We start from the raw sequence: 23,895 nt of genomic DNA, 5'->3' as shown, positions 1-23,895 counted from the left end.
CCGGTGGCAGACGAGGCCATACCCACCTGCATCTTCAGATGGTTAGAACGAAGGGCAGGCACCGCCCTTCAACACGTCGGCGCAATTGGGCGAGCGTCGAAAGTCGTCGTAAAACAGCGTCCAGTTGGCGTCATCGGCCGCCCGGTAGGGGCCGAACTTGAAGTACTGGTTCTTGCCGAGCCCCTTATCGTCGTGGCCGATATGGCCGGTCACCGTGATGATCGGCTTGTCGTTGGCGAACAGTTCGATGCGCCCCGTGCCATTGGCTCCCGGCAGCGTGTAGATCGCGAAATCGATCCAGCCGGACTTCGGGTCGGGCAACGGATTGCCGTGGCTCGTCACCTTGATCGCATCGGTGCACGCATTGAAGAGACTGCCGTCAATCAGCTCCCAATTGTTGTCCGCCGCGACCAGCATGCGCATCTGGTTGACGCCCGGCCGTCCCCAAACGGGAACTTCACCCGGCTTGCAGCTCGCCGGCTTTCCCTCAGGACCGGCCGAGAGTGGCGCGATATAGTTCGTTTCCACCGTGGCGAAGAGCTTGCCAGCCTCGAGCCTCAGGGCGAGGAACGGGCTGAAATCGCCCTCCGCACCCGGGTCGATCTCGCGCTTCCACTGGGCGATCAGATAACGATGGTCCTCGTTCGGGATCGGGTCGGCAAACTTGACGGCAAAGCCATACCAAACGCCCTGGTCGTAGGGCACACGCAGTGCCGTCTTCTCCCAGATCTCGGCCCGCTCGCTGCAACCGTCGAGCGAATCAGGACAGGTCGGAACGACGCTCAGCTTGAGCGCGCCGTTGCCGTTGTGCTTGACGTCGCCCTGAAACTCCACCGTGCCGGCGGTCTGTTCGAAATTCTCGCGATAGTAGAGCCCGCCCTCAGGCGCGAAATCCCGCCCCTCAAAGCCGTCGGAAAGCTTGGTTTCCCATGGCTGCGCCATCGCGCTCCCGGCCATGAGGATGGAAGCGGCGAAAAGGACGGTACGAAACATTCTTCACCCTACTGAAGCATCTTGTCGATCAGGCCGCGCGGCGGCTGCAGCGGACGCGTATTGCGATGAAGCAGCATGACATGCTCCGCCTCGGAAAGTCCATCCTGCAACACGTCGTCGAAGCGTTCGTCGGCCCTTGCGAGCAAGGCCGCGTCGTTGGGGTAGAGGATCGTGAATTTCTGCCGGACGCCCCGGAGCTTTTCCTGGCCGAGGGCCGTCCAGTCACCGCCGCAATAATTGACGAAGGCTTCGCTTGCGACGACGCTGTGGGCGTATTTCTTGGTCAGGTTCTGCAGCCTCTGGACTTCATTGACGGCGGAACCGAAGGCCGAGAACGTTAGCCGGTCGCGCAGGCCCACATTGCCGAACATCACGTTGCCCACATGCAGGCCGATGCCGTAGCCGATCGGATCGCGTGCCTGCTTACGCCGCTCCCCGTTCAGCATGTCCATGCGGGCGGTTGCCGCGCGCACGGCGGCAAAGGCCTCGCGAGCGGCAAATTCCGAGGGCTCCTTGTGGCGCCCACAGGGATAGACGGCGATGAAGCCGTCACCGACGAAACTCAGAATATGACCGCCGTTGCGGTTGAAGGGGGCTGCGATCGCATCGAAATATGTATTCAGCGTCTCGATATAGGACTGACGCCCTTCCTTTTCCGCAAGCATCGTCGAGCGGCGCATGTCGCCCATGACGAGGATGGCGCGCACGGTCTCGCCGTCGCCGCGGCGAACCTGGCCGCTCATTACGCGTCGGCCGGCGCTGGAGCCGAGATAGGTGGTCAGCATGTTGTCGGCGAGCTTGCCGAGCACCGCCATCTTTGCGGCGACCGCCAGGTGATATTGCAGCTTCAAAAGCGCGCCGATCACGTCATCTGTAAAACCGCCGTGGCGATCGGTCGTCCAGGAGCCGACCATGCCGTGGCCTGAATCGGCGCCCAGCGACTGCATGAAGGCTAGATAATCCGTTGCCCCCATCTCCTTGAGGTCGTCGAAGATCGGAAATTCGGACGGCGTATCCTGGTAGAGGCGTCGGCGGACATGCTCGAGATTGTTATTGAGAAGGTAGTAATAGGGGCTCTGCAGGAAGCGCTCGGGATTGAGCGCCAGTTCCTCGTGCCGAAGGCCGCTGACCTCCACGCCCTTGCCGCGCACCCAGGTGAACCCCAGCGCATCATAAAGCGGGTGCAGCATCGAGAAGGAAAGATGGACACGCATCAGCGGCAGGCCGGCGGCCGCCAACCGCTCGCAGAAGCCCTTGACGATCGTCTCCAGCGGCGCGTCGCTCAGCGATGTGCGCATCAGCCAGTCGGCGACCTTGTCGATGAGGATTTCGGATACGTTGTCGTTCGTCGGGCCCATTTCGCGTCCTCGCATGACAGACCGTCCCACGTCAGCATCCGGAGACGGCGAACGCCCCGGCAATTTGCCGGTTCATGTTCGCGGTGGATGATGATGATGAGCCGTGCCCGTTAAGAAAATGCTCCAACCGATTCCGGCGTCGATGACGTGCAGGCACCCGAAATGCGGCACTTATATGTTGCAGATATTCACGCGCGCCGCCAATTTCCAGAGGCGGACGAAGATTTTTCCGACCTGTTGCAGCACGAAGATTTGATAGCCGGCTCAACGGCCTACCGACGGCGGCAGCGCCGCACCTCGCTTGACTTGGGGCTTGTTTCTCTCCAACAAACCACGACATGTTCGCGCGCCGCGCCTGTCTGTCCACGAGATCCGGAACCGAAACTTGACCTCACCTCATTTCGAAAGCCTGCTGTCGTCAATCTCCGCCCGGAGCGCCAAGGTCGGCGTCATCGGGCTCGGCTATGTCGGCCTGCCATTGGCGATCGCCGCGGCTCGCGCGGGCTATTCCGTCATCGGTTTCGACATCGATCCCGGCAAAATCGTCGCGCTCGACGCAGGCAAATCCTATATCGGCGCGGTCTCGGATGCTGTTCTTGCGCAGGAGAGCAGTGCCGGCCGCTTCCGTTCCACGACGGATTTTCTCGAACTGTCCCGTTGCGACGTGATCGTCATCTGCGTGCCGACGCCCCTGACCAAATATCGTGACCCGGACCTTTCCTTCGTCGAAAAGACGTCTAGCGCGATCGCCGCGACCCTGCGCCCCGCCCAACTCATCGTCCTGGAATCGACCACCTACCCCGGCACGACCGATGGCATCGTGCGCAGCATCCTCGAGGAAACCGGGCTCAAGTCCGGCGCCGAGTTCTTCGTCGGCTTTTCACCGGAACGCGAAGACCCCGGCAATCCGGTCTATGAGACCGTGAGCATTCCGAAGGTTGTCGCCGGCGACGGGCCCGAGGCGTCAAAGCTGATGGAGGCGTTCTACGCCTCCGTGGTCAAGACCGTCGTGCCGGTCTCGTCCAACGCCACGGCGGAAGCCGTGAAGCTCACCGAGAATATCTTCCGCTCGGTCAACATCGCGCTCGTCAACGAATTGAAGATCGTCTACGAGGCGATGGGCATCGATGTCTGGGAAGTGATCGAGGCGGCCAAGACCAAGCCGTTCGGCTACATGCCGTTCTATCCCGGCCCCGGCCTCGGCGGCCACTGTATTCCGATCGACCCCTTCTACCTCACCTGGAAGTCGCGCGAGTACGAACTGCCGACGCGCTTCATCGAGCTTGCCGGCGAGATCAACTCGGCCATGCCGCGCCACGTCGTCAGCCGGCTGGCCGAAGCACTGGACCGGCACGCGGGCAAGGCGCTCAGCCGCTCCAACGTCCTCGTCATCGGCCTCGCCTACAAGAAGAACGTTCCCGATATTCGCGAGAGCCCTTCGCTGCGCCTGATCGAACTGATCGAGGAGCGTGGCGGCCGTACCGCCTATCACGACCCCTACGTCGCCGAGATCCCGCCGACACGCGAATATGCTGCTCTGAAGGGCCGCCGTTCGGTGACGCTCGACGAGCCCACGGTGGCGGCGTTCGACGCCGTGCTGATCGCCACCGACCACGATCAGGTGGACTACGCGGCCCTCGCCAAGTGGGCGCCGCTCATCGTCGATACCCGCAACGTCTTCCACCGCAACGGCCTGACAGGCAGCCACATCATCAAGGCTTAAGCGCAACGGTCGACGCGCGCCCCTTTGTCTGCAAAGGTTAGGCAGTGCCACCCGCGACGGGGGGAGCGGCCTTGTTGCGCGCCAGCGCAGCCTTGAGATGGCTCGCCGCCACCGCATAGCCGCCGGAGGCCCCATCGACGAAGTGCATGTGGTCGCGGGCCATCGGCGTCGGCACGATGCAGGTCATCAGAGCCGAATCCTGCCGGTGCAGGCCATAGTGCCCGACGCCCTCTGCCTCTGCCCGCTGCAACCGCGCCTCGATCCGCTCAAGCCGCGCGGCGCTGATATCGATCGTCATTTTCAGGCCGTCGTCGAATTTGCGGAAGTCGGTATTGTCGGCAAGATCGCGGCGGTAACGGTTCGTATCGAAGGGCCCGAGGTTCCAGCCCATGCGAAGGCAGACGAAAAGTGCCAGCGTCTGCACGGTGATGAAGCAGCGTTTCAGGAAACGTCGCCCCGGGGGCGCAGCGGCACGTGTCTCGGTGTCGATCCCCTGGAAGGAGAACCGCGCGGTCGGCCCGAGCTCGGGGACGGGGTGCCCCCCGCGATCTTCCTCGCCGGCAAGCGCGACGACGTCGGCGATCAGCGCCTGAAATTCCGGGCCGTTGCCTTTCGCCCCGGGCACCGCGATGATCGAGGCGATGGTGCCATGTCGGGACTCGATCGGGTTCCAGCGACAGGAAAGGCCGGTCAGGTCCGGCCGGCTTCCGGCAGGGGCCGCCGCGACGTGGTAGCGCCCAGCCTTCATTGCCGCTTCGGCCCAGCTTGCGCCGCCGCCTGCAAACATCGCGTAGGAAACCTCGTCGCTCGCTTTGAAGCGGGCGACGCGCATGTCGAGTCCTTGCTGGCGAATGTCGCTGACCGGAACGAGCGCGGTCCGCAACTCAAGGTCAAGTTCCTCCGCCACCCAGGTCTTCACCGCCGCCAGCGCATCCCGCGCCCGGTCGGCCATCGAGGCCGGCAGCGCCGCCAAGGCGCCATCCCCCCCGAATACGAAGGGCATCGTCTTTTCTTCGAGCACGTTCATCAGGGCGGATATGACGCTCGCGCCGGCCATGTTGACCGTCTTGTAGCGGCCGTCGGCAATCGCACCGGTCGAATTGACGATATCGGCCACTGCCACCACCCAGCCGTCCGGCAACGGCCGGTAATTCGCCTCGTCCGCGACCCCTTCGAAGGCGTCAAACAGCGGCACGCTATCGTAAAATCGCCCTTTCATTGCCTCAGCCATCAGCGCCTCGATCTTCGCTCGCCCTTAACGTTCGATAGATAATTCACGCAGGAGCGCAACAAAAAGTTTCATTGGCTGTTACCACGGGGACACCTCTTTCTGGTTCGATGGCCTAGAAGACATGCGAGGAGCGGATTTGGATGGAGCGGGACTTGGCGACGCGAAGGTTAGTTTCCAAATAATAACCCATGGCATTGCAGGGGTGTGGCCATCTGTGCTTGTTTAACAGTCACACAAGGATCAAAATGATCCAAGCGTGCGTAGTGAAGCCGAAACTGAATGCGTGACGACAACTTTCGAGTGCGGTTCTGGGGCGTAAGAGGAAGTTTGCCGGTCTCCGGCCAACAATACGTCGCCTATGGGGGAAATACATCCTGCATCGAGATTCGATGCGGCAAGGATGTATTGCTGTTCGACGCCGGTTCCGGCCTGCGCGAGGCGGGCTATGCCCTGATCGCCGAAGGTGTCGAAGAGTTTGATCTGTTCTTCACCCACAGCCACTACGACCACATTATCGGTCTTCCCTACTTCAAACCCATCTACAAGTGTCGCAATTCGGTGCGCTTCTGGTCTGGCCATCTACACGGCACCATGACCACGCGGGAGATGATCCGCGATTTCATGCGCCCGCCGTGGTTCCCGGTCGATCCCGACATCTGTCAGGCTAGCCTCGACGGCATGGACTTCAAACCCGGTGACGTGCTGACCCCGCGTGCCGGCGTCACCATCCGCACGACGAGCCTCAATCATCCCGGTGGCTGCGTCGGCTACCGGATCGAATGGAACGGCCGCGCCGTCGCTCTTGTCTACGATACCGAACATGAACCGGGCGTTCTCGATCCTGGGGTCCTCGAACTGATCGCCGGCGCCGACCTGTTCGTCTACGACTGCACCTATCTCGAAAGCGAGATGGAGCATTTTCGTGGCTATGGACACTCGACCGGCATGCATGGCGCAAGACTGGCAATGGCCGCCGGCGTCAAGCAGCTCGCCATGTTCCACCACGACCCGTCGCGCACCGACGAGGCGTTGGCCGCCATGGAACGCGACGTCCAGGCGACGTTCCCCGGTGCCTTTGCCGCCCGTGACGGACAGATCGTCGAGCTCGACTGAGCATCCGATACCGCGTCAGAATAGGCTCACATTCCCCAGCGCACAAAATCCCCGGGCGGAACTATTTCTTGCCCTGCGGATTCCTTCTTTCCAAAGAAGGAGTAGCGAATGAACAAGGACAAGAAGGCCCAACAGGCGATCGAAGAAACCGGCAAGGAACCCGCGGGTGGGCAGAATCTTCCAACTGCAGGTCCCCATGCGAAGGATCGACTGACCGACAAGAGTAGGACGCCCGGCTCCGGCTTGCTGCCGGATAACGACGACGACGCGATCGTTCCCGGTAGCGGCTGAGGTGGTGTGCAATCGAAGCAGGGCCGTCGCATACGACGGCCGCGCCGACCTGACATCGGGGTTCGCCTCCACGCCTGGACGCCGTACTTTTTCTCGCAGCAGTCGGCAAAGCACTTGCCAGCGCAGATTTGTCAGGCTGTAAGATCGGCACCGGTTCGCCAGCGACAGGCCGGATTCCCGGCCGTCAGGGCGAATAGCGCCTCCATGAAGGACCAGACGCCGGCGTCGTGAACCAGATGATGGGTGAGCACGCCGATGGTTCGCCCGGCCTGATCCCGCTTCTTTTCATCTTCACCACAGACTTGCCGCAGCCGGGCGATAAGGTCGGACACGATCGCTGCGTGGTCGCGGCAGCCGCGCGTTCCGTGCCAGTCCATCACATCGACATGGGTGTTGACGAGCTTGAACGGCGAGGGCTTTTCGGGGCCGTAGACCGAGAGCGCTTCAAAACCAATCCCGGGCAGGCCATTCAGAAGCGCGCCATCGATCCGGTTCCACGGCGGCACCAGCATCGGCACGAAGCTCTGCGGAAACAGCGCCCGGAGGCGCGTGTAGCCCGCGGCGAGTTCCTGGAGAACCGTTGAGCGCGGCCGGTGGGCGCCGAGTTCCTGCTTCTTTTCTTCCGGCGGAGCGTGGTTGCGATGCGCCCACCCGTGCACCGCAATGCTGACGCCGGCGTACCCATCGAGGTGGCGCGCAAGCGCCTCCCCCGTCAGCGCCGGCGGCACGGCGATGACCACCGGAATCCGGTAGCTGTCGACCAGCGACAGCAGGCGGTCGAGCGCTGCCGTCGGCTCGGCGGCATCGTCGTCCCGCAGCCAGAAATCAACCTGTCGCCCGGATGCAGCCACGCGCTCAAGCGCGACGGCAAGTTGCCGCCAATGGGGTTGCGTCATGGCAACGCCTCCAGGTGCTCGTCGAATATCGTGCGCAGTCGCCGCGTCGCCGCAGGAAAGGAGCGCTCCTCGTGGACGAACCGTCCGGCCGCCGCGCCCAATCTCCGGCGGAGAGCCGGGTCCTCTATCAGAGCGCGCATCGCCGCCGCTAAGGCTGCGACATCACCGTCGGGCGTGAGTATCCCTGTCTCGCCGTCCTTGACCACTTCCGGCACGCCGGCAGTGTTTTGCGCAATGACCGGCAGGCCCGCCGCCTGGGCTTCCAGGTAGGCAAGCCCGTATGCCTCGCCGCAGCCCGGCCAGACATAGAGGTCGCGGCGCGCAAGAATAGCCGGCAGATCGGCAGCGCTCCTTTCGCCGAGCCATTCCAGCCGGTCGCACGGCAGGGTCGAAAAAGCCTGTTGCACCTCGTCGCGGCACGGACCGTCGCCGACGATCGTCAGGGTCCAGCGGGTGTCGGTAATGCGCGTCAGCGATTGCGCCAACATGCGGTAACTGTCCAGCTTGTCGCCGCTGCGCATCATCGCGACAACGACCATGCGGCAGAGGTTATCCTTGCTTCGGCCCGCCAGCGCAAAAGGCGTCGCATCGATGAACGGCGCAAGCATCGCGTGGCGGCAATCGGGTGCGGCCTCCAGCAGGCCATCCCGGTCCCGGCGTGTCAGGCAGATGTTGACCGCCGCCTGCTTAATGGCCTGGAGCGCGTGGCGTTGGGCGATCGCGCGAACGCCGTCGTTTCGCCGCGCCGAGTATGAAGCTTCGGCCGTCACATAGGGGATGGCGAATTCGGCGGCGAGTGTCGGGCCGAGGAGATCGGGCGCCTTGTAGTAGGGATGGTAGCAGAACCAGAGATCGGGGGCGCCGTCACGCGTCCAGTCCTGCCGAAGGCGGGTGATCTCGCCTGCCGCCCTTTGCTCCAGCTCATGAAATTCTGCGTCCGATGCGGTCGCCATGAAGCTGCGCAGGTCCGAGACGACCGCGACCTCGTGCCCTCCCGCGCAGACTGCTGCAACCAGCATGCGCGCCATCAGCCGGTCACCCGAGGGAACCGGATGGTCAGGAGATTTCAGCGGTGCGTAAAAGGCGATCTTCATCCGCAGAAAGCTATCGTTTCTCCGCAGCGGACTGTCAACCGACCGCGCCGGAAGCCTGCCGCTTTCCGATGGCAGCGCGGGAAACAAGAGGACGCGTCCGCGCCACCGTCCGCGGCCAGGGGAATACCAAGCGCCGCCGCCACCGGTTCATCGGTCGACTGGCAAATCGTAGTAGTCCCGGCGGATCAGTTTCAGCGAGCGGTCCGGCTGGATGACATAGGTTTCCTGAACGAAGCTGTTGCCGCTCGTGAAGCGGTGCGGAACGATGCTGCCGACGGGCGCTTTCGTCAGCTTCGTGCGGGGCTGCCCGCCATAGGTGATGCTGCCGGGGATCGGCTCAAGGTCCGGCGTCGTACAGCCCGCAAGCGTCACCGCGGACAGAGCAAGCAGGCCAAACAGCCCGCCAAGGCTGCGGATGTTTTTCACCATGATAACCTGGCGGGCCCATTGCCGTCTGCCGAAAGCGCGATGCCCGCCACTCCTTGTTTCGTTTTCCAACCCGCGGCCAGACCGCGAAATATTGCCGCCGCGTCCGCTAAGGCGTTGCGACCACCCCCGTGCTGCCGGCCCTCTCGACCGCGGTTTCCGTATCATGCGCCGACAGCAGGCTATAGGCGACATAGTATTTGTAGATGTTGCTGACATATTGCACCGTCTCGCGCCCGACGATCGCCGCCGCGGCATTCTCGACATTGCCGAACCAGAGGTTCGGGTCGAGCCCCATATCCTTGGCCTTGGCCCTGAACTTGCGCAGGTTTCCCGGCCCGGCATTGTATGCCGCGAAGGCGAAAAGCATTTGGTTTTTCGGCGTGACGGCCGGATCGTTAATGTAGGTATCGATGAGATAGCGCAGATATTTCGAGCCGGCCTCGACGTTGAGGTTCTCGTCCTTGTCGATGCCGCGGATGTTGACGACCTTGTCGGCGGCGGTCGATGGCAGCAGCTGCATGATGCCGACCGCGCCCCGGTGGCTGCGGCGGGACTGATCGAGCTGCGATTCCTGGTAGCCCTGCGCCATCAGCATCAGGTGGTCGAAGGAATAGGTCTTCCCGTGCGTGCGGAAGATTTCCACGAGCTGCTTGAAACGCTCGACATCGGCTGGCGCATAGGCGCGCTTCAGCATCTTGTCGCCCTTGTAATAGGTGCTCCTCAGAATGTTGCCGAAGGTGGTCCCAACCCTGTGGGTCTTGACGAAGTCGTCGAGCACCGCCTTGAGCTTGGGGCTGTCCTTGCGGATCGCCCAGGCGATCTCGCCGTGGTCGGAAACGACGATGTCCTCGCGCACCTTTAGGTCGGTGAACACCTTCACCCAGATGTCCGCCTTGTATTTGTCGACGACCGTCCAGGGCAGCAGGCCGGCATTGATCATCTCCAGGACATCTTCGTCCTCGAGGTTCTCATCCATGTCCTTCAGAGCGATCGGCGCGCGGCCGGCCTTTTCGAAGCCGGCACTGAGCGCCGCCAGGTGCTCGTAATAGCTGCTTGATCGGCGCACCTGCAGTTCCTGTCCGCTCAACTCGTCGACGCTCGTGATCGGTGGCGCCAGAGGGCCGGTGACCAGCACCTCCTTCGCCTCGTCGAAGAGCGGCGCGGTGAAGTCGACCTTTGCAAGCCGTGTCTCGGTGATCGTCAGGTTGGCCATGACGATGTCGCCAAGGCCCTCTTCGAGCGCCGACAGCAGGCGTGCGCGCGGCATCGGCAGGAACCCGACGCGGATCTTGTCTATCTGCTTCTTGCGGCCCTTGTTGAGTTCGTTTTCGAGCGCCGTTCCGAAGTCGACGGCCGTGCCCAGTTGCTGGCCGCGATCGAGGAAATAGATCGTCTTGCTGAACGGCACGATGATGCGGATCAGCCGCCGCTTCTCCATACCGTCGAAGTCATCCGCATGCGGGACGAACATCGAGCGGAGGAATTGCTCGCTCGATTGCGCCATGGCGCTGCCGCCCGCAAAAAACACAAGCAGCAACAGCCCCAACAGAATGCGTTTCATGGTCGGCCTCCCCAGCCCTGAGAAACCCGTTGGCGAATTCTACTCCTTTGCCCCGCCCTCCTCGCCGAGTGCGGCCGCTGCATTCTTCTTGGCGATCGCGTCCCGGGTTGCGGCGGCGGCGGCAGCGGCCGAATGCTGCTGCTCGTCGCCTGCCACCTGCACGGTTGGCGAGGCAAAGTTGATGCCGTTTTCCTTGAACGATTCCTTGATCATGACCTGCGCCCGACGCCGGACCTGGGTCTGCGCCCCAGGCTTCGTCTTCATGGCGAAACTCAACGTCATGCCGTAGTCGCCAAAGTTCTCGACGCCCTTCATCTTGACCGTCTCCAGGATCAGCGGCCCGATATCTGGATCCTCGAGCAGCTTGGCGCCAATCCCCTTCACCAGCTTCTTCACCTTGGCCACATCGGCATCGAAGGAAACGTTGATCAGGAACTTGTCGATCACCCAGTCGCGGCTCATGTTCTGCACGGCGCCGAGCGAGCCGAAAGGCACCGTATAGACCGGGCCACGGTGATGCCTGAGCTTGACGGAGCGAATGCTGAAGGACTCGACCGTGCCCTTGTAGCTGCCGCTCTGGATGTACTCGCCAATCCGGAAGGCGTCATCCATCATGTAGAAGATGCCGCTGATGACGTCCTTGACCAGCGTCTGGGAGCCAAAGCCGATGGCGACGCCGAAGACACCGGCGCCGGCAATCAGTGGGCCGATTTCCACGCCAAGGCCGGAGAGCACCATCAGCACGGCCACGATCGCGATGAAGGCCGCAAGAAAATTGCGCAAGATCGGCAGCAACGTCATCAGCCGGGTGTTGCGCGCACGTTCGGCCGGATCGTCGGTCGCGTGATTGGCCTGCTTGACGCGCAGATTGATGAACCCCTTCACCAACTGCCAGACCAGATCCGCCGTCAGCAGAATGACGATACCTGCTAGCGCCCCGCGGACCACCCGATTGAAGGCGTCGTCATGCATCATCGCCGTGGCGCTGACCTTGAAGACGAGCGCCAGCCAGCCGGCCGCCAGAGCGATGACCAGCAGGCGCGCGCCGCGCTCGATGAAGATGTTGCGCATCACATGCAAGTCGTCTTCGGCGGATGCCTGCAGCAAGGTTTTGGTGAACGCGCTGGTGAAGCGCAACAGCGGCGGTATGCCGATGACGTAGAGGCCGATCCAGAACAGCACGTCCATGCCGGCGACCCAAAGCAGCCACAGCACGATGAGGAAGGCAACCAGGAACACATTGCCGACGATGCGGCGCGAACCGACAACGGTGCCGGCGGGCCGACGCACGACGGTCAGTATCCCGAGCGCCAGCACCAGCAGGCCAAGCAGCGCGGTGATGAGATCATGCACGTCGCTGGAGATCGAAAGCGCGCGCATCGCATCGCCGACACCCCAGACGAGGGCGGCGGCGCCGATCAGCCACAGACTGTGCCGGTACCAGAAACTGGCCTCCTCCGCCGTCAGCGACATATAGCCCCCGCGCCCGTCCGCGCTCTCTTCGCTGACAGGGCCGCCCGTCAGGACCGCCGAAGCGATGATCATCAACAGCCGGGCGCCGATCCATGCGCCGAGCAGCGGCGCGATCGTCGTTTCCAGCCGCGTCGGCCAGTCGGCGATCGCCAGCACCGACATGCTGGCGGCGGCAAAAACGATGAGCGGTAGCACGCGCGTGAGCATGGTGCGGGCCGGCCCCGTCAGCACAGCCCCCTTTAGACTGCGTCCAAGCAGCCAGCGCAGAAGATATTCGGCGCCGTAGCCGATCACCAGGATCAGGAAAAACCCTTTGAGGATGGGCGCAGTGCCGTGGCTCTCCATGTCGCCGGCAAGGCGCCCCTGTGCCGCCCGAATTTCCGGGCCGACGCGCGGAACCGCGTTGCCGATGCCGGTCAGGTGGCGCCGGATTTCGGCGGTCCACCGCGCCACGACGCCGGTCGCGGGCGTTCCGTCCGGTGTATCAGCCGAAGCGGCCGGCGCCGTCTGTTTCGTCGACAGCCACTGTTTCACTTCCGGATCATCGAGAAGCTGGATCAGCTGCTGGACCTTTGCGGGCGGGGCCGCAGGCGCGACCTCCTGCGCCATCCCCGGCGAAATCAGCCCGAAGACTACGGAAAGAAAAGCCAGGAGACCGAAAAGCGGCCCCTTAAGCAAACGACCCGACGACCCGACACAGCCCATTCTCAACACCCCCGACGAACATGCCCGTCCCCCGACCGGCACGACTCCCAATCTTTACAAAGGCTAACATACCACCTGACTGTTGCGTCAACGTCAAATTCAATGCGGTCAGCGGCGGCGGAAGCCACCGCCACCGTGGAACCCGCCACCTCCGTGGAAACCGCCTCCGCCGTGGAAGCCACCGCCGTCAAAGCCGCCGCTTCCGAAACCGCCAGGGCGGTCAAAGCCACCGGCGCCACCGGTCGGGAAGTTCAGCGGCCGCTGATCGAAGGACTGCCGCTCGAAGGTGCGCTGGTTGCCCAGCTGCCGGCCGATATTGTCGATAGCCAGATGATCAGGAGCGTGCTCGCGGGCAGCCCGTGCCGCACCCTGACCGGTCTGCTGGCGCGTCTCTATCCGCTGGTTGAGGTTTGCAGCCGCATCGGGATGGTTGGTTGAGAATTGCTCGCCCGCCTTGGTCCTGTCCTGGATCAAAGGCTTCTGGACCGGCTGCCATCCGTCGGGCGTATGCTTCTGCCATTGTCCGTCGTCGCGGCGATAGACGTTTCCGTCACGGCCGGCATAGACGTCGCCACCCTTGCCGCCGGCGACAAAGCCGTGGTTGCCGTCCGACGTGCGCCAATTGACGCCGGCGCCGTTGGCAGTCGAGCCGCCGCTGATGCGGGTAAAATCGGACCCGTGCTTGACGGCCGCCGTGCCCCAGCTGCCGTAAACGTTATGCCCTCCGCGGGCGATCGCCGCGTTGCCGGTGCGCGGATTGTAGGCGGCAACGAAGCCGCGGTCTCCGTTCGGCCCGTAGCCGACCGCGCCGCGAATATAGGTGCCCGTGCGCGGATTGTAGGCCGCACCGGCAGCAATGCCGCGATAGGGCCCGTAGGCATATCCATAACGGCCGAACGTGCCGATGGCGGGGTTGTAGAAGGCGCCGACGCCATAGGTCACCGGGCGCGGATAATAGGGCCAGTAGCCGCCACCGGCCCAGCCGTAATCCCAGTAGTCGTCATAGTACCAGCCGGTGCCGTAGACGAAGGTGTCCCAGGCAAGATAGGCGCCGAGATAACCCATCGTATAGCCGAACCAGACCGCATCGGGCTCGGTATCATAGATGCGCACATAGGTGGCATTGTAGATCGGCGACGACGGCGGGACGGTATAGATCTCGTCCGGCACCGCCTTCGCCACGGCGAATGGCCCGGTCGGTGCATCGCCGACGAACCACACCCCGTCCTTCAGCACGAAGTACTTGTCGCCGACCTTGATGACGGTCTCGTTGGTGTTGACCGCATAGGTCAGAAAGGTCCCGTCGATCTTTTCGAACTTCGGGTCGCCGCTGTAGGCGACGTCCACGGTGACCGAACCGTCGAGGGCGACACGCGCCTTTTCGGGGATGCTGGCCTTCAGCCGTGCCTCTGCATTCTCGGAGGTGCCGGGAACGGATGAGCGCACCGTGTAGTAGGCCGCATCCTGCGGGATGTTCTGGAAGTCCTGCGGCAGTTTGGGTGTCGCAAAGGTCCAGGGCCCGTCGAGCGAAGTGCCCGCGAACCAGCGCCCGGATACGAGGATGTACCAGCTGCTATCGGCGTCACGGTAAAAGACGTCGCTCTCGGTGTTGGTCGCAACCTTGAGACCGGTGCCCGGAACCTGATCGAGTTTCGGCTCACTGTCGAAGGCGAGCAGTTCCGACGGCTTGTCCGAATAGATGACGTCGGGCGCGATCACCTTGTCCGCCTGCGGCGGGATCGCCGCCTTGGCATCCTTCCAGTTGTCGTCGTCGGGCAGCTTGCTGAGAATGTCGGGAAGCGATGCCGCAGGCTGCCATCCCGAGGAAATATCCTTGGACAGCAGCCATGACTTGTCGTTACGCAGGTAGTAGGTCGCGTCGGCCTCGACCTTGAACAGGTCCCAATTGGTATTGACCGCGAAGGAGAGCCCCTCGACGCCCTTGACCGGGGCGAGCACGATCTTGCCGTCGGTCTGCACCAGGATTGCCGGCTTCTTGCTGACGAAGATCGGCGGCGCGTCGGCCTTCAGCCCCTCGACATTGCCGAGCCGCTGATAGTCGGCAAGGCTCGCCGTCAGCTTGTCCTCCGAAACGGTTATCGTCCCGACCGGCATCAGCTTTCCAACCTCAAGCGTCAGGTCCGCCAGCTCTTTTCGGTCGAGGACGGAGAAGTTGATCTCGGTCATCTTGATGTCGGAAACGACGACCTGGCCCGACGCACTGTCGGCGTCGGTCTTGCCGGTAATGCCCACCACGCCGAAGATCGGCTTGGCGTCGTCGGACTGCTTGTATTCGGCGGCAATCAGCGCATCGAGTTCGGTGAAATCCTTCCAGGCGTTGATCTGCGGCTGGTAGAGCGTGATGGTCGCGCCACTGTCGGTCTTGTAGGCGCGCGGCCAGCCGAGCCCCTTGGGATCGGCATCGTTCAGGTACTTGCCGCTAACGAAGCCGTTCTGGCCGTCGAAGCTCACCGCGCACCAGGTGCCCGCATCGTCGCATTCCTTGACATCGACCTCGGCTCCCTCGGCGATCGTGCCCAGGCTGTTGAAGCCGGTTCCCGGTCCTTCCCGGAAATTGACGGAGGCGCTCGTCGTCGCCGGCCCGGCCTGCGCCGGAACGGTGGCAATCGCGAGGAGGGTGAAAGCGAGCGTCAGTCTGCGCATGAACGGTTCTCCGAGATCCCGGGCGGCCCGACGCGCGCCCGCAACGACTGAAGCCGAACCTGACGCCGGAACCGGTTGAGCCATAAGCATCTTTGCCCGCTGCCGTAGCGCAAGTACGTAACAGTAACGGCGACCGTAACGGGTCAGCGAGACGGTGGATGCGACTGCGCGGAGTGTGTCGCAGCATACGCCCGGCACAGAAGCGATTCGGAGCGCCGCAGGGGCGCATGCCGTTCACCGCCCCTTACGGCCCTTCAGGTCGCCCGCTTCTGTCCCGATCGCGACGGTCGCTATCCCGTCTCCCCGGACAAAATCATCAAAGCGTCGCAAATCTTTGTGTTTTAGCCCGTAGTGATTGCATAGAGTCATTTATTCAAGCAAACTCATATGCATGATTTGACCACTCCTACGTGCGGAGGAAATACAAGTGAACACGAAAGCCCCCAGCCAGATCGATGTCTTTGTCGGTTCCCGCGTCAGGATGCGTCGGTTGATGGCCGGACTGAGCCAGGAGAAGCTGGCCGACGGTCTCGGGATCACATTCCAGCAGGTACAGAAGTACGAAAAAGGCACCAACCGCATTGGCGCGAGCCGTCTGCAGGCGATCGCCGATATCCTCGGCGTGCACCCGAGCTTCTTCTTCCAGGAAGGTGAAGACCCGGCCGGCGCACGCAGCGGTGCGGGCGACACCACGCGCGAACCGAGCGAAATCTCGTCCTTCGTTTCGTCGAAGGAAGGCATTGCGCTCAACCGCGCTTTCCTGAAGATCACGGACCCGGTGCTGCGCAAGAAGATCATCTCGCTGGTGGCAGCGGTTGCCCAGACGCCGGAGACCGAGACCGCCCGCTCAAGCGCGAGCCACGCTCAGGACCTGCACGGCTAAACACCCGCGCCCGACAGGCCAGCGCCCGACAGGAATGACCGGATGACATTCAGACTGCAGACCCTCGGGCGCTTGCGGCTCGTCGATAACGGCGGGCGTGAGGTAGCGTTTCCCGAAAAGGGTCTGCTGATCCTGTGTCATCTGATCGTCGACGGCCACAGCGAGCAGTCCAGAAACGATATCGCCAAACTCCTTTGGGACGAGATCGTCCCGAGCCAGGCCTTCGTCAATCTGCGCAAGACGATCTCCCGCATCAGCGCGCGCCAGGAAGAGCTCGGCTGTCATTTTCTGAGTTTCTCGCCGTCGTCCGTGCGCCTCGACGTCAGCCGGCTCAAGAGCGACCTCGATGCCATCGGGCACGAGGCGGGAGATCCGCTTTCGCGCCTCCAGTGGGCGGTCGAAACGTTCCAGGAAGACTTCCTCAAGGACCTGAAGTCCCAAGGCCAGGCGCTGCATGGCTGGATCGAGCGGCAGCGTGGCGAGCACATGGCGCTGCTGCGCGAAAGCCTGCTGCTCGCAGCAGCGGAGGCGACGAACAACCATCGCAAGCTGGTCAAGGCGGCAGCGACCCGTCTGCTCGAGCGCAACCCGCTCGACGAGGACGTGCGCAAGATCCTGACCCAGGCGTTTCAGCTCGAGGGCAACCATCTGGAGGCGCGGGCCGTCTCGAATAACGGCGGCGTGATCACGATCGGCAGGCCGGAATTGCGATCGGTCTCGACGATAATCGCGCCCACGTCGGACGCGGCCGTCGATACGCGCCCGCCGCGCGTCGTCCTTCTGCCGCCGAACAATGGCGCGATCGACAGTCCGGCAACACAATTTGCAAGCGCCCTGATCGAGGACGTGACGATCGGACTTTGCGCGCTTCGCTCGGTTTCGGTGATCGCGCCCTACACGGCCGCGCAGATCAGCCTGCAGGCCGACAAGGCCAACACCTACCAGAAGCATGCCATCAGCTACATTCTCGACACGCGCCTCACCGACGAAGGCAGCCGGCTGACGCTCTTCACGCAATTGATCTTCTTTGCCAATGACGAGGTGATCTGGGCCGACCGTTTCAATCTCGACGGCGACGGCTTGATGGCCTCACGGCGGGAAATCGCCCGCCAGATCGCGCTGGCGATCGCCAACCAGGTGGAGCGCAACGAGGCGCATCGCCAGACCTTTGAGACGAATGTCGGTTCCTACCGCAACTTCCTGCTCGGCCAGCGCTATCTCAAGCAGCTCAACCTTCCGGAGGTACGGCGCGCCCGCAAGAGTTTCCGCGAAGCGCTCTACCAGAACGGCGACTTCGCGCCGGCGATGAGCGGACTGGCCCGCAGCTACTTCGTCGAATGGCTGCTGACGGCCCGTGGCGACGCCGAATTGCTGGCGCTTGCGGAACGGCATGCGCGCGATGCGGTTGTGGCCGACGACACGCTGGCGACGGGCTACCGCGAGCTTGGCGTCGTCAAGCTCTACTTGAGACAGTTCGACGAGAGCATGGAATACCATGACAAGGCGGAGGCGCTGAGCCCTCAGCATGCCAACGTGATCGCGAGCTATGCCGACACGCTGGTACAGGCCTCGCGCCCTGAAGGCGGCCTGCGCAAGATCCAGGCAGCAATCGATCTCAACCCGATTGCGCCGGACGAATATTTCTGGACCGCAGCCGGCGCCAGCTACTCGCTTGGCCAGTATGAGCAGGCGATCGCCTATATCGAGCGCATGCGCGATCCGACCCCTGCCGACCGCCTGGCGGCGGCAAGTTGGGGCATGCTCGGCAACCGGAAAAAAGCACGCCAGTTCGTCCGCAAGACTTTCGACGTGCATCCGGATTTTGATCTCGACAAGTGGATGACGATCGTTCCCTTTAGGGAAGAATGGCAGCGCGTTCATTATTGCGAGGGTCTGCGCAAGGCAGGCTTCTGATTCCTCACATCAGCAACGGCCAGGAGGGGAAAATGGCAAAAGTAGTGGTGATCGGTTTGGCGGACGACAACCGCCTTTGGGTCGCGGATCTGGATGCGGGCACGGTTACGCAGATTGCGGCGCCGACGCAGGGACCGCTGGCTGCGGCCAACGACCTGCGCAACAACAGTGGGGCCATGGTGCACAAGGGCGTCAATCTCGCCGTCGTTGCGGCCTCGTCCGGCTCCGTTTCCGGCGGGTTCATGGACGGCTAGTCCACGCGTGGCACAAGCAGCTGAAACCGGCCGGCCGTCGGACGAGCATTCCAGCCGTCCGGCGGCCGGCGCGTTTTGCTATAGCGATCGCGCCTGCCCGCCCGAAGAAACATTCCGGCGGATCGAGGCATACTTGCCGGCGCTCGGCGTCACCCGGCTTGCGCGACTGACGGGCCTCGACCGGATCGGCATCCCGGTGTGGAGCGCCGTATCGCCCAACGCCCGATCGATCGTCATCAACCAGGGAAAAGGCATCACCGACATCGACGCCAAGGTTTCGGCGGCCATGGAGGCGATCGAGCGCGCAATGGCCTGCGCACCGTCGGCCGCGACAAGAACGGCCACCAGCCGGGCTCTTTTCGAAACAGGCGACCGAACATTGCATCTGCCGGGGCTCATCGCGGCGGGGCAAGGGGACCTTCAGGACGACGAAACCATCGACTGGCTCCGGGGCTTCGACCTCTTTGACGGCGCAACCACCTGGGTTCCGCGCGAAGCGGCGATCCTCGACCGTACGATCGTCGGCTGTCGCTACTGGCAATCCTCCGACGGCCTGGCATCGGGCAACACCGAGACCGAGGCGATCCTGCACGGCTTGCTCGAGCGCATCGAGCGCGACGCCGAAACGCTGTGGCGAATGCTGCCGCTGAGCGGCAAGCACCGCGGTTGCGTCGATCCGGGAAGCTTCGAGGATCCGGCTCTCGACGGGCTCGCGGAACGGATCTCCGCCGCGGGCCTGGACCTGCGCCTCTTCGACATGACGAGCGACGTCGGCATTCCCTGCTATGCCGCGACCCTTGCAGAAGCAGGCATTCTGTCGGCCAGGCAGCCGCGCTATCACGACGTCACCATCGGGCACGGCGCCCATCCGGTCGCGCGGCGCGCCGCCATCCGTGCGGTGACGGAGGCTGCCCAGTCGCGGCTCACCTATATCAGCGGCGCCCGCGACGACGTCTTTCCGGAAACCTTCACCCGCGACCTTCCCGAGGAAACGCGAGGCCTGTTTGCCGCCGCGCCGCTCAGGAAAAGCTTAGCGGCGCCAGATGCCCCGGCCGGGCCGAAGGCGCTGCTCGATGACGTCGTGCAGCGGCTCGAAGCGGCCGGCATACAAACGGTTGTCGTCGTTCCGCTGATGGAAGGCGTTGCGCCTTTCTCCGTGGTCAAGGTCATCGTTCCGGCCCTTGAAAATCCCGACGGTCTGCGCAAGCGCCGTTTCGGCGAACGGGCGCTCGCGCGCGCGCTGGAGGCCGGATGAACGTCGTCTTTGTCGGCCCGACCCTGCCGGACATACGAAACGCCGCGGACAAGAGCGTTCTCGTCCTCCCGCCCGCCGTCCAGGGCGACGTGCTGCGCGCTGTTGAGGACGGCGCAACCGCGATCGGGCTAATCGACGGCAACTTCGAGAATGTCGCGCCCGTCTGGCACAAGGAAATCCTCTATGCCCTGTCGAGAGGCGTGCAGGTCTTCGGCGCGGCCAGCATGGGCGCGCTGCGGGCGGCAGAATGCGCGCCCTACGGCATGGTCGGCATTGGCGAGATCTACCGACAATACGCCGAGGGCGAGCGTGTGGACGACGCCGATGTTGCGCTGATCCACGGCCCCGCCGAACTCGGCTATCTGCCGTTGACGCTACCGCTGGTCAATATCGATGCGACGCTCAGGCGCCTTTCGCAGAGCCATGCCCTTGCTCCGGAGCTCATCGCGTCGATCGGCGCGACGGCGTCCGCCATGTTCTACAAGGAGCGCAACTGGGCGAGCATCGTCGCGCGCGTGGCGCTTCCGGCGGGCACGGACCGCGCCCGTCTCGTTGCTCTGCTCGCGCGTGAATACGTCGACCAGAAGGGCATCGACGCGCGACATTTGCTGGACGTACTGCGACACACGCCGACCCAACTAAAGGTTGTATCGCAAAGCTGGAAATTCAATTCCACCAGCATGTGGAAGAGGTTGTTCGGTCAACCTGACGCTTCATCTTAAGGGTGTGGTTTTCAGATACAACGTGTGTCACGCTCATGTCACGCGCACTCCCGCCAAGTCACGCTATGATTGGTCACGCTGGGCTGGGCCTTTGCGTCCAATGGAAGCTGGGGAAAATCATGCTATCTTCATTTGCTGTACCGGTCGAACCGAAAGACAAGGAAAAGGAGCTCTTGGCACTGGCTCGTCTCGTCACCTATGCACGCGACTCCGCCAAGACCCTCAACGTCGAAGGCGTGCAATACTGCCTCGAACTCGCGCTCGCATCGCTGCTCAAGGAAGCCGAAGACTGCGGCAGCCAGAGAGCACATCTGACCAACGAGCTGCTGACGCGCCCGAGCCTCGGTCGCTGCTAAGTTCCACGCCGCTTCTGGGATTGCCGTCATCCGGCGATTGGTCTGCCTCCGCGAACCTTTAGTTTTGCGGATAAGCGGGCATGGCCTCGATGACGCCGACAACCGGATAGCCCCGTTTTGCCAAAGGCGAAGCGGGGTCGCCGCCGTTGTTCAACCCGCGGTGGCCCCTCCCGGCGCTTCGCCGCGAGCGGATTTGGTCGCCTCAGCGATCACTCTCTCGCACCGCATGAGTCAGCCCACCCAAGAATCCGGAAAACAAACGCCGGGGACGGATATTCCCCGCAAACCAGTTCCGTTCGAAAGCCCGCTTCGCGCTTTCGTTGAAATTTAGTCCATAATTTCCATAGACAATATTGAGTGAACGAGCCACCTCCGGTTAGGCTTCTCCCATCATGTGCGAACCGGCGCAGGGCCCTTGTCCGAGCGACTGCCCCGAACGCCCGAACGACCAAGGGAGACCAGCTTGAGCCAGACAAATCCAACCCTGCCCGTCCTTGACCTCTCGCGCTTTGCGGCGGGCCACCCCGAGCGGGTCGCCGCACTCGACGAGTTGCGCAGCGTTGCCCGCTCGGTGGGCTTCTTCTATCTTGAGGGCCACGGCATTCCGCAGGAAGAGATCGACGGCATTCTTTCGCTTTCGCGCCGCTTCTTCGCGCTGCCGGAGGATGACAAGCTGGCGATCGAGATGCGCAAGTCGCCGCACTTCCGCGGCTACAATCGCGCCGGCCTCGAATATACCCGCGGCACCCAGGACTGGCGCGAACAGGTCGACTTTGGTCCTGAACGCCAGAGCCTCGCTATCGTGTCCGGCGATGCGCCTTGGAAGCGGCTCGTCGGCCCGAACCAGTTTCCAGACGCCTTGCCGGAACTGAAGCCTGCGATCCTTGGCTATATCGAGGCCGTCACCGGGCTCGGTATCCGGCTGATCGAGATTTTCTCCGAAGCGCTCGGGCAGAAGCCCGATGTCTTCGGGCCAATCTATAAGGACGGCCCCAACCAGTTGCTGAAGATCATCCGCTATCCCGGCCGCGACAAGACCGAAAGCGACCAGGGCGTGGGCGCCCACAAGGATGGCGGCTTCGTCACCATCCTGTTGCAGGACGTGGTCGGCGGGCTGCAGGTCGACGACGGCAAGGGCGGTTGGATCGACGCACCGCCGAAGCGCGGCACCTTCGTCATCAATGTCGGTGAACTCCTGGAGCTTGCGTCGAACGGCTATCTGCTCGCCAACATCCATCGGGTGGTGACGCCGCCGGCCGGCGGCGATCGGCTTTCGGTCGCCTTCTTCCTCGGCGCCAATCTCGCATCGACCATCCCGGTCCTCGATCTGCCGCCACATCTTGAAGCCGAAGTCCGCGGCGTCACCCAGGATCCGCAGAACCCGCTCTTCCACGAGGTCGGCCGCAACGTGCTGAAGTCCCGGCTGCGCTCGCACCCCGATGTCGCCGCCGCGCACCACGCAGACCTGCTGGAACAGCCAAAGGCGGCCGTGCCCGCCTGACCAACCGGACAGCGCCGATCAACCTGAGAGCCAAGGAGAAATGGCATGACGATCCATCAGAAGCCGGAAGAGCCTGCAGTCGAGATCAAGGTGCCGACCGGCCTGCGCGAAGCCAGCGGCCGGCTGCATCCCGAAACGCTGGCGCTGCACGGTGGCAGCTATCGCTTCGATCCGGCAACCGGCGCCGTCGCCGTGCCGATCTACCAGACGACCTCCTACCAGCTGCCCGGCACCGACGGCGCCGACAAGCTCTTTGCGCTGGAGGCGCCCGGGCATCTCTACACCCGCGTCTCCAACCCGACGCAGGACGCCTTCGAACAGCGGCTGGCGGAAATCGAAGGGGGTGCAGCAGCGCTCGCACTTGGCTCTGGCCAGGCGGCATCGGCTTTCGCGCTTCTGAACCTTGCGCGCTCCGGAGACAACGTCGTCAGCGCCGCGGGCCTTTACGGCGGCACCTGGGCGTTGTTTGCCGCGACGCTGAAAAGCTTCGGCATCGAGGTCCGTTTCGTCGATGCGGCGGATCCGGAAGCCTTTGCCCGGGCGACGGACGAGCGGACGCGCGCCTACTACGCCGAGTCCCTGCCGAACCCGAAGCTCGAGGTCTTTCCGATTGCCGAGGTCGCCGAAATCGGCAAGCGCTTCGGCATTCCACTGATCGTCGACAACACCGCAGCACCGCTGACGATCCGTCCCTTCGACCATGGCGCGGCCGTCGTCGTCTACTCGACGACGAAGTACATCGGCGGGCACGGCACCTCGATCGGCGGCGCGATCATCGACAGTGGCCAGTTTCCCTGGCACGAGCATGAGCTACGGCATCCGAACCTGCACGAGCCGGACCCGAGCTACCAGGGCAAGACCTGGCTCGAAAAAGCGGCCGCAATCGCGTTTCATCCCTATATCCTGCGCGCCCGCGCCGTGCTCCTGCGCGACCTTGGCGCGGCGATCAGCCCGCTGAACGCATTCCAGTTCATCCAGGGCCTGGAAACGCTGCCGCTGCGGATCAGGCAGCACAACGAGAACGCCATCAAGGTGGCCGAGTTCCTCCGCACCCACCCGAAAGTGGCGCGGGTGATCTTCCCGAAGTTCCAGGATGGCGAGGCGAAGGCGCGCGGCGAAAGATATCTGCTGAACGGCCACTATGGCGCGCTTGTCGGCTTCGAACTGAAGGACGGTCGCGAGGCGGGACGGCGTTTCATCGACGGGCTGAAGCTGCTCTACCACGTCGCCAATATCGGCGACGCACGCTCGCTCGCCATCCATCCGGCAACGACGACGCATTCGCAGCTGTCTGAGATCGACCAGCTGAAAACCGGGGTGACGCCTGGCTATGTCAGGCTTTCGATCGGGATCGAACATGCCGACGACATCATCGCCGACCTCAGGCAGGCGATCGACGCCGCCTGAGCGAGCGACGCTTTCGCATCTTCCGCGGGCTCATCCACGAGGGGTGAGCCCGCGGAGCCGTTTTCGGTTCAA

General features: G+C 63.4%; 20 protein-coding genes. 11 read left to right on the top strand and 9 right to left on the bottom strand.

Annotation, left to right across the window (positions count from 1 at the left end; all coding sequences use genetic code 11):
- Positions 1-42: 42 nt before the first annotated feature.
- Together IB267_RS22050 and IB267_RS22045 are read right to left on the bottom strand one after the other, a co-directional pair.
- Positions 43-993: a polysaccharide lyase gene (locus tag IB267_RS22050; RefSeq protein ID WP_192449581.1), complete on the bottom strand. Its 951-nt coding sequence runs from the start codon at positions 991-993 to the stop codon at positions 43-45.
- An 8-nt stretch (positions 994-1,001) separates the two neighbouring features.
- Entirely contained in the window at positions 1,002-2,351 is a 1,350-nt protein-coding gene (locus IB267_RS22045) for an adenylate/guanylate cyclase domain-containing protein (protein ID WP_043613693.1), read from the bottom strand.
- A gap of 385 nt (positions 2,352-2,736) precedes the next feature.
- Between IB267_RS22045 and IB267_RS22040 the strand changes: the two genes are divergently transcribed.
- Positions 2,737-4,074, top strand: a complete 1,338-nt coding sequence (locus IB267_RS22040) for a nucleotide sugar dehydrogenase (RefSeq protein WP_192449580.1) — start codon at positions 2,737-2,739, stop codon at positions 4,072-4,074.
- A gap of 37 nt (positions 4,075-4,111) precedes the next feature.
- Here IB267_RS22040 and IB267_RS22035 read toward each other — a convergent pair whose 3' ends face one another.
- On the bottom strand, positions 4,112-5,305 hold the full coding sequence (locus IB267_RS22035; protein WP_192449579.1) for a DUF3095 domain-containing protein: 1,194 nt from the start codon (positions 5,303-5,305) through the stop codon (positions 4,112-4,114).
- A gap of 279 nt (positions 5,306-5,584) precedes the next feature.
- Here IB267_RS22035 and IB267_RS22030 point away from each other — a divergent pair, with 279 nt between their 5' ends.
- Both IB267_RS22030 and IB267_RS22025 read left to right on the top strand, forming a co-directional pair.
- On the top strand, positions 5,585-6,418 hold the full coding sequence (locus IB267_RS22030) for an MBL fold metallo-hydrolase (protein ID WP_192449578.1): 834 nt from the start codon (positions 5,585-5,587) through the stop codon (positions 6,416-6,418).
- A gap of 108 nt (positions 6,419-6,526) precedes the next feature.
- Positions 6,527-6,709: a hypothetical protein gene (locus tag IB267_RS22025; RefSeq protein WP_192449577.1), complete on the top strand. Its 183-nt coding sequence runs from the start codon at positions 6,527-6,529 to the stop codon at positions 6,707-6,709.
- A 131-nt stretch (positions 6,710-6,840) separates the two neighbouring features.
- Here the strand turns inward: IB267_RS22025 and IB267_RS22020 are convergent, their stop codons facing one another.
- The 6 genes from IB267_RS22020 to IB267_RS21995 form a co-directional block, all read right to left on the bottom strand.
- Positions 6,841-7,605 (bottom strand): polysaccharide deacetylase family protein, encoded by a 765-nt coding sequence (locus IB267_RS22020; protein ID WP_192449576.1) that lies wholly within the window; start codon positions 7,603-7,605, stop codon positions 6,841-6,843.
- Complete coding sequence (locus IB267_RS22015) at positions 7,602-8,699, bottom strand: glycosyltransferase family 4 protein (RefSeq protein WP_192449575.1); 1,098 nt, start codon at positions 8,697-8,699, stop codon at positions 7,602-7,604. Before IB267_RS22015 ends, IB267_RS22020 begins: the two co-directional genes overlap by 4 nt.
- A 147-nt stretch (positions 8,700-8,846) precedes the next feature.
- Positions 8,847-9,128, bottom strand: coding sequence for a hypothetical protein (locus IB267_RS22010; protein ID WP_246810787.1), 282 nt, complete (start codon positions 9,126-9,128; stop codon positions 8,847-8,849).
- 106 nt (positions 9,129-9,234) lie between these two features.
- Entirely contained in the window at positions 9,235-10,689 is a 1,455-nt protein-coding gene (locus tag IB267_RS22005; protein ID WP_192449574.1) for a lytic transglycosylase F, read from the bottom strand.
- Between the two features lie 39 nt (positions 10,690-10,728).
- A complete protein-coding gene (locus IB267_RS22000) occupies positions 10,729-12,867 on the bottom strand; it encodes a mechanosensitive ion channel family protein (protein ID WP_192449573.1) in 2,139 nt (712 codons plus the stop codon).
- Positions 12,868-12,975: 108 nt separating this feature from the next.
- Positions 12,976-15,531, bottom strand: coding sequence for an SH3 domain-containing protein (locus tag IB267_RS21995; protein ID WP_192449572.1), 2,556 nt, complete (start codon positions 15,529-15,531; stop codon positions 12,976-12,978).
- A 427-nt stretch (positions 15,532-15,958) separates the two neighbouring features.
- On the opposite strand from IB267_RS21995, the gene IB267_RS21990 reads away from it, so the two are divergent.
- The 8 genes from IB267_RS21990 (at position 15,959) to IB267_RS21955 (ending at position 23,823) form a co-directional block, all read left to right on the top strand.
- Positions 15,959-16,414, top strand: coding sequence for a helix-turn-helix domain-containing protein (locus IB267_RS21990; protein ID WP_192449571.1), 456 nt, complete (start codon positions 15,959-15,961; stop codon positions 16,412-16,414).
- A gap of 42 nt (positions 16,415-16,456) precedes the next feature.
- The gene (locus tag IB267_RS21985) at positions 16,457-18,328 is read left to right on the top strand and encodes an SARP family transcriptional regulator (protein ID WP_192449570.1); all 1,872 of its coding nucleotides are present in this window, start codon (positions 16,457-16,459) and stop codon (positions 18,326-18,328) included.
- A gap of 32 nt (positions 18,329-18,360) precedes the next feature.
- The gene (locus tag IB267_RS21980) at positions 18,361-18,582 is read left to right on the top strand and encodes a hypothetical protein (RefSeq protein WP_192449569.1); all 222 of its coding nucleotides are present in this window, start codon (positions 18,361-18,363) and stop codon (positions 18,580-18,582) included.
- Between the two features lie 7 nt (positions 18,583-18,589).
- A complete protein-coding gene (locus IB267_RS21975) occupies positions 18,590-19,837 on the top strand; it encodes a YcaO-like family protein (protein ID WP_192449568.1) in 1,248 nt (415 codons plus the stop codon).
- The gene (locus IB267_RS21970) at positions 19,834-20,559 is read left to right on the top strand and encodes a TfuA-like protein (protein ID WP_192449567.1); all 726 of its coding nucleotides are present in this window, start codon (positions 19,834-19,836) and stop codon (positions 20,557-20,559) included. The genes IB267_RS21975 and IB267_RS21970 overlap by 4 nt, the downstream gene beginning before the upstream one ends.
- 119 nt (positions 20,560-20,678) lie before the next feature.
- On the top strand, positions 20,679-20,915 hold the full coding sequence (locus IB267_RS21965) for a hypothetical protein (RefSeq protein ID WP_192449566.1): 237 nt from the start codon (positions 20,679-20,681) through the stop codon (positions 20,913-20,915).
- 463 nt (positions 20,916-21,378) lie between these two features.
- Positions 21,379-22,416, top strand: coding sequence for an isopenicillin N synthase family oxygenase (locus tag IB267_RS21960; RefSeq protein WP_192449565.1), 1,038 nt, complete (start codon positions 21,379-21,381; stop codon positions 22,414-22,416).
- 45 nt (positions 22,417-22,461) lie between these two features.
- Positions 22,462-23,823 (top strand): O-acetylhomoserine aminocarboxypropyltransferase/cysteine synthase family protein, encoded by a 1,362-nt coding sequence (locus tag IB267_RS21955; protein WP_192449564.1) that lies wholly within the window; start codon positions 22,462-22,464, stop codon positions 23,821-23,823.
- Positions 23,824-23,895 lie beyond the last annotated feature (72 nt).

This window comes from Ensifer sp. ENS09 (genome assembly GCF_014852425.1).
GTDB lineage: Bacteria > Pseudomonadota > Alphaproteobacteria > Rhizobiales > Rhizobiaceae > Ensifer.
This window is presented reverse-complemented; position numbering and strand designations above follow the sequence as displayed.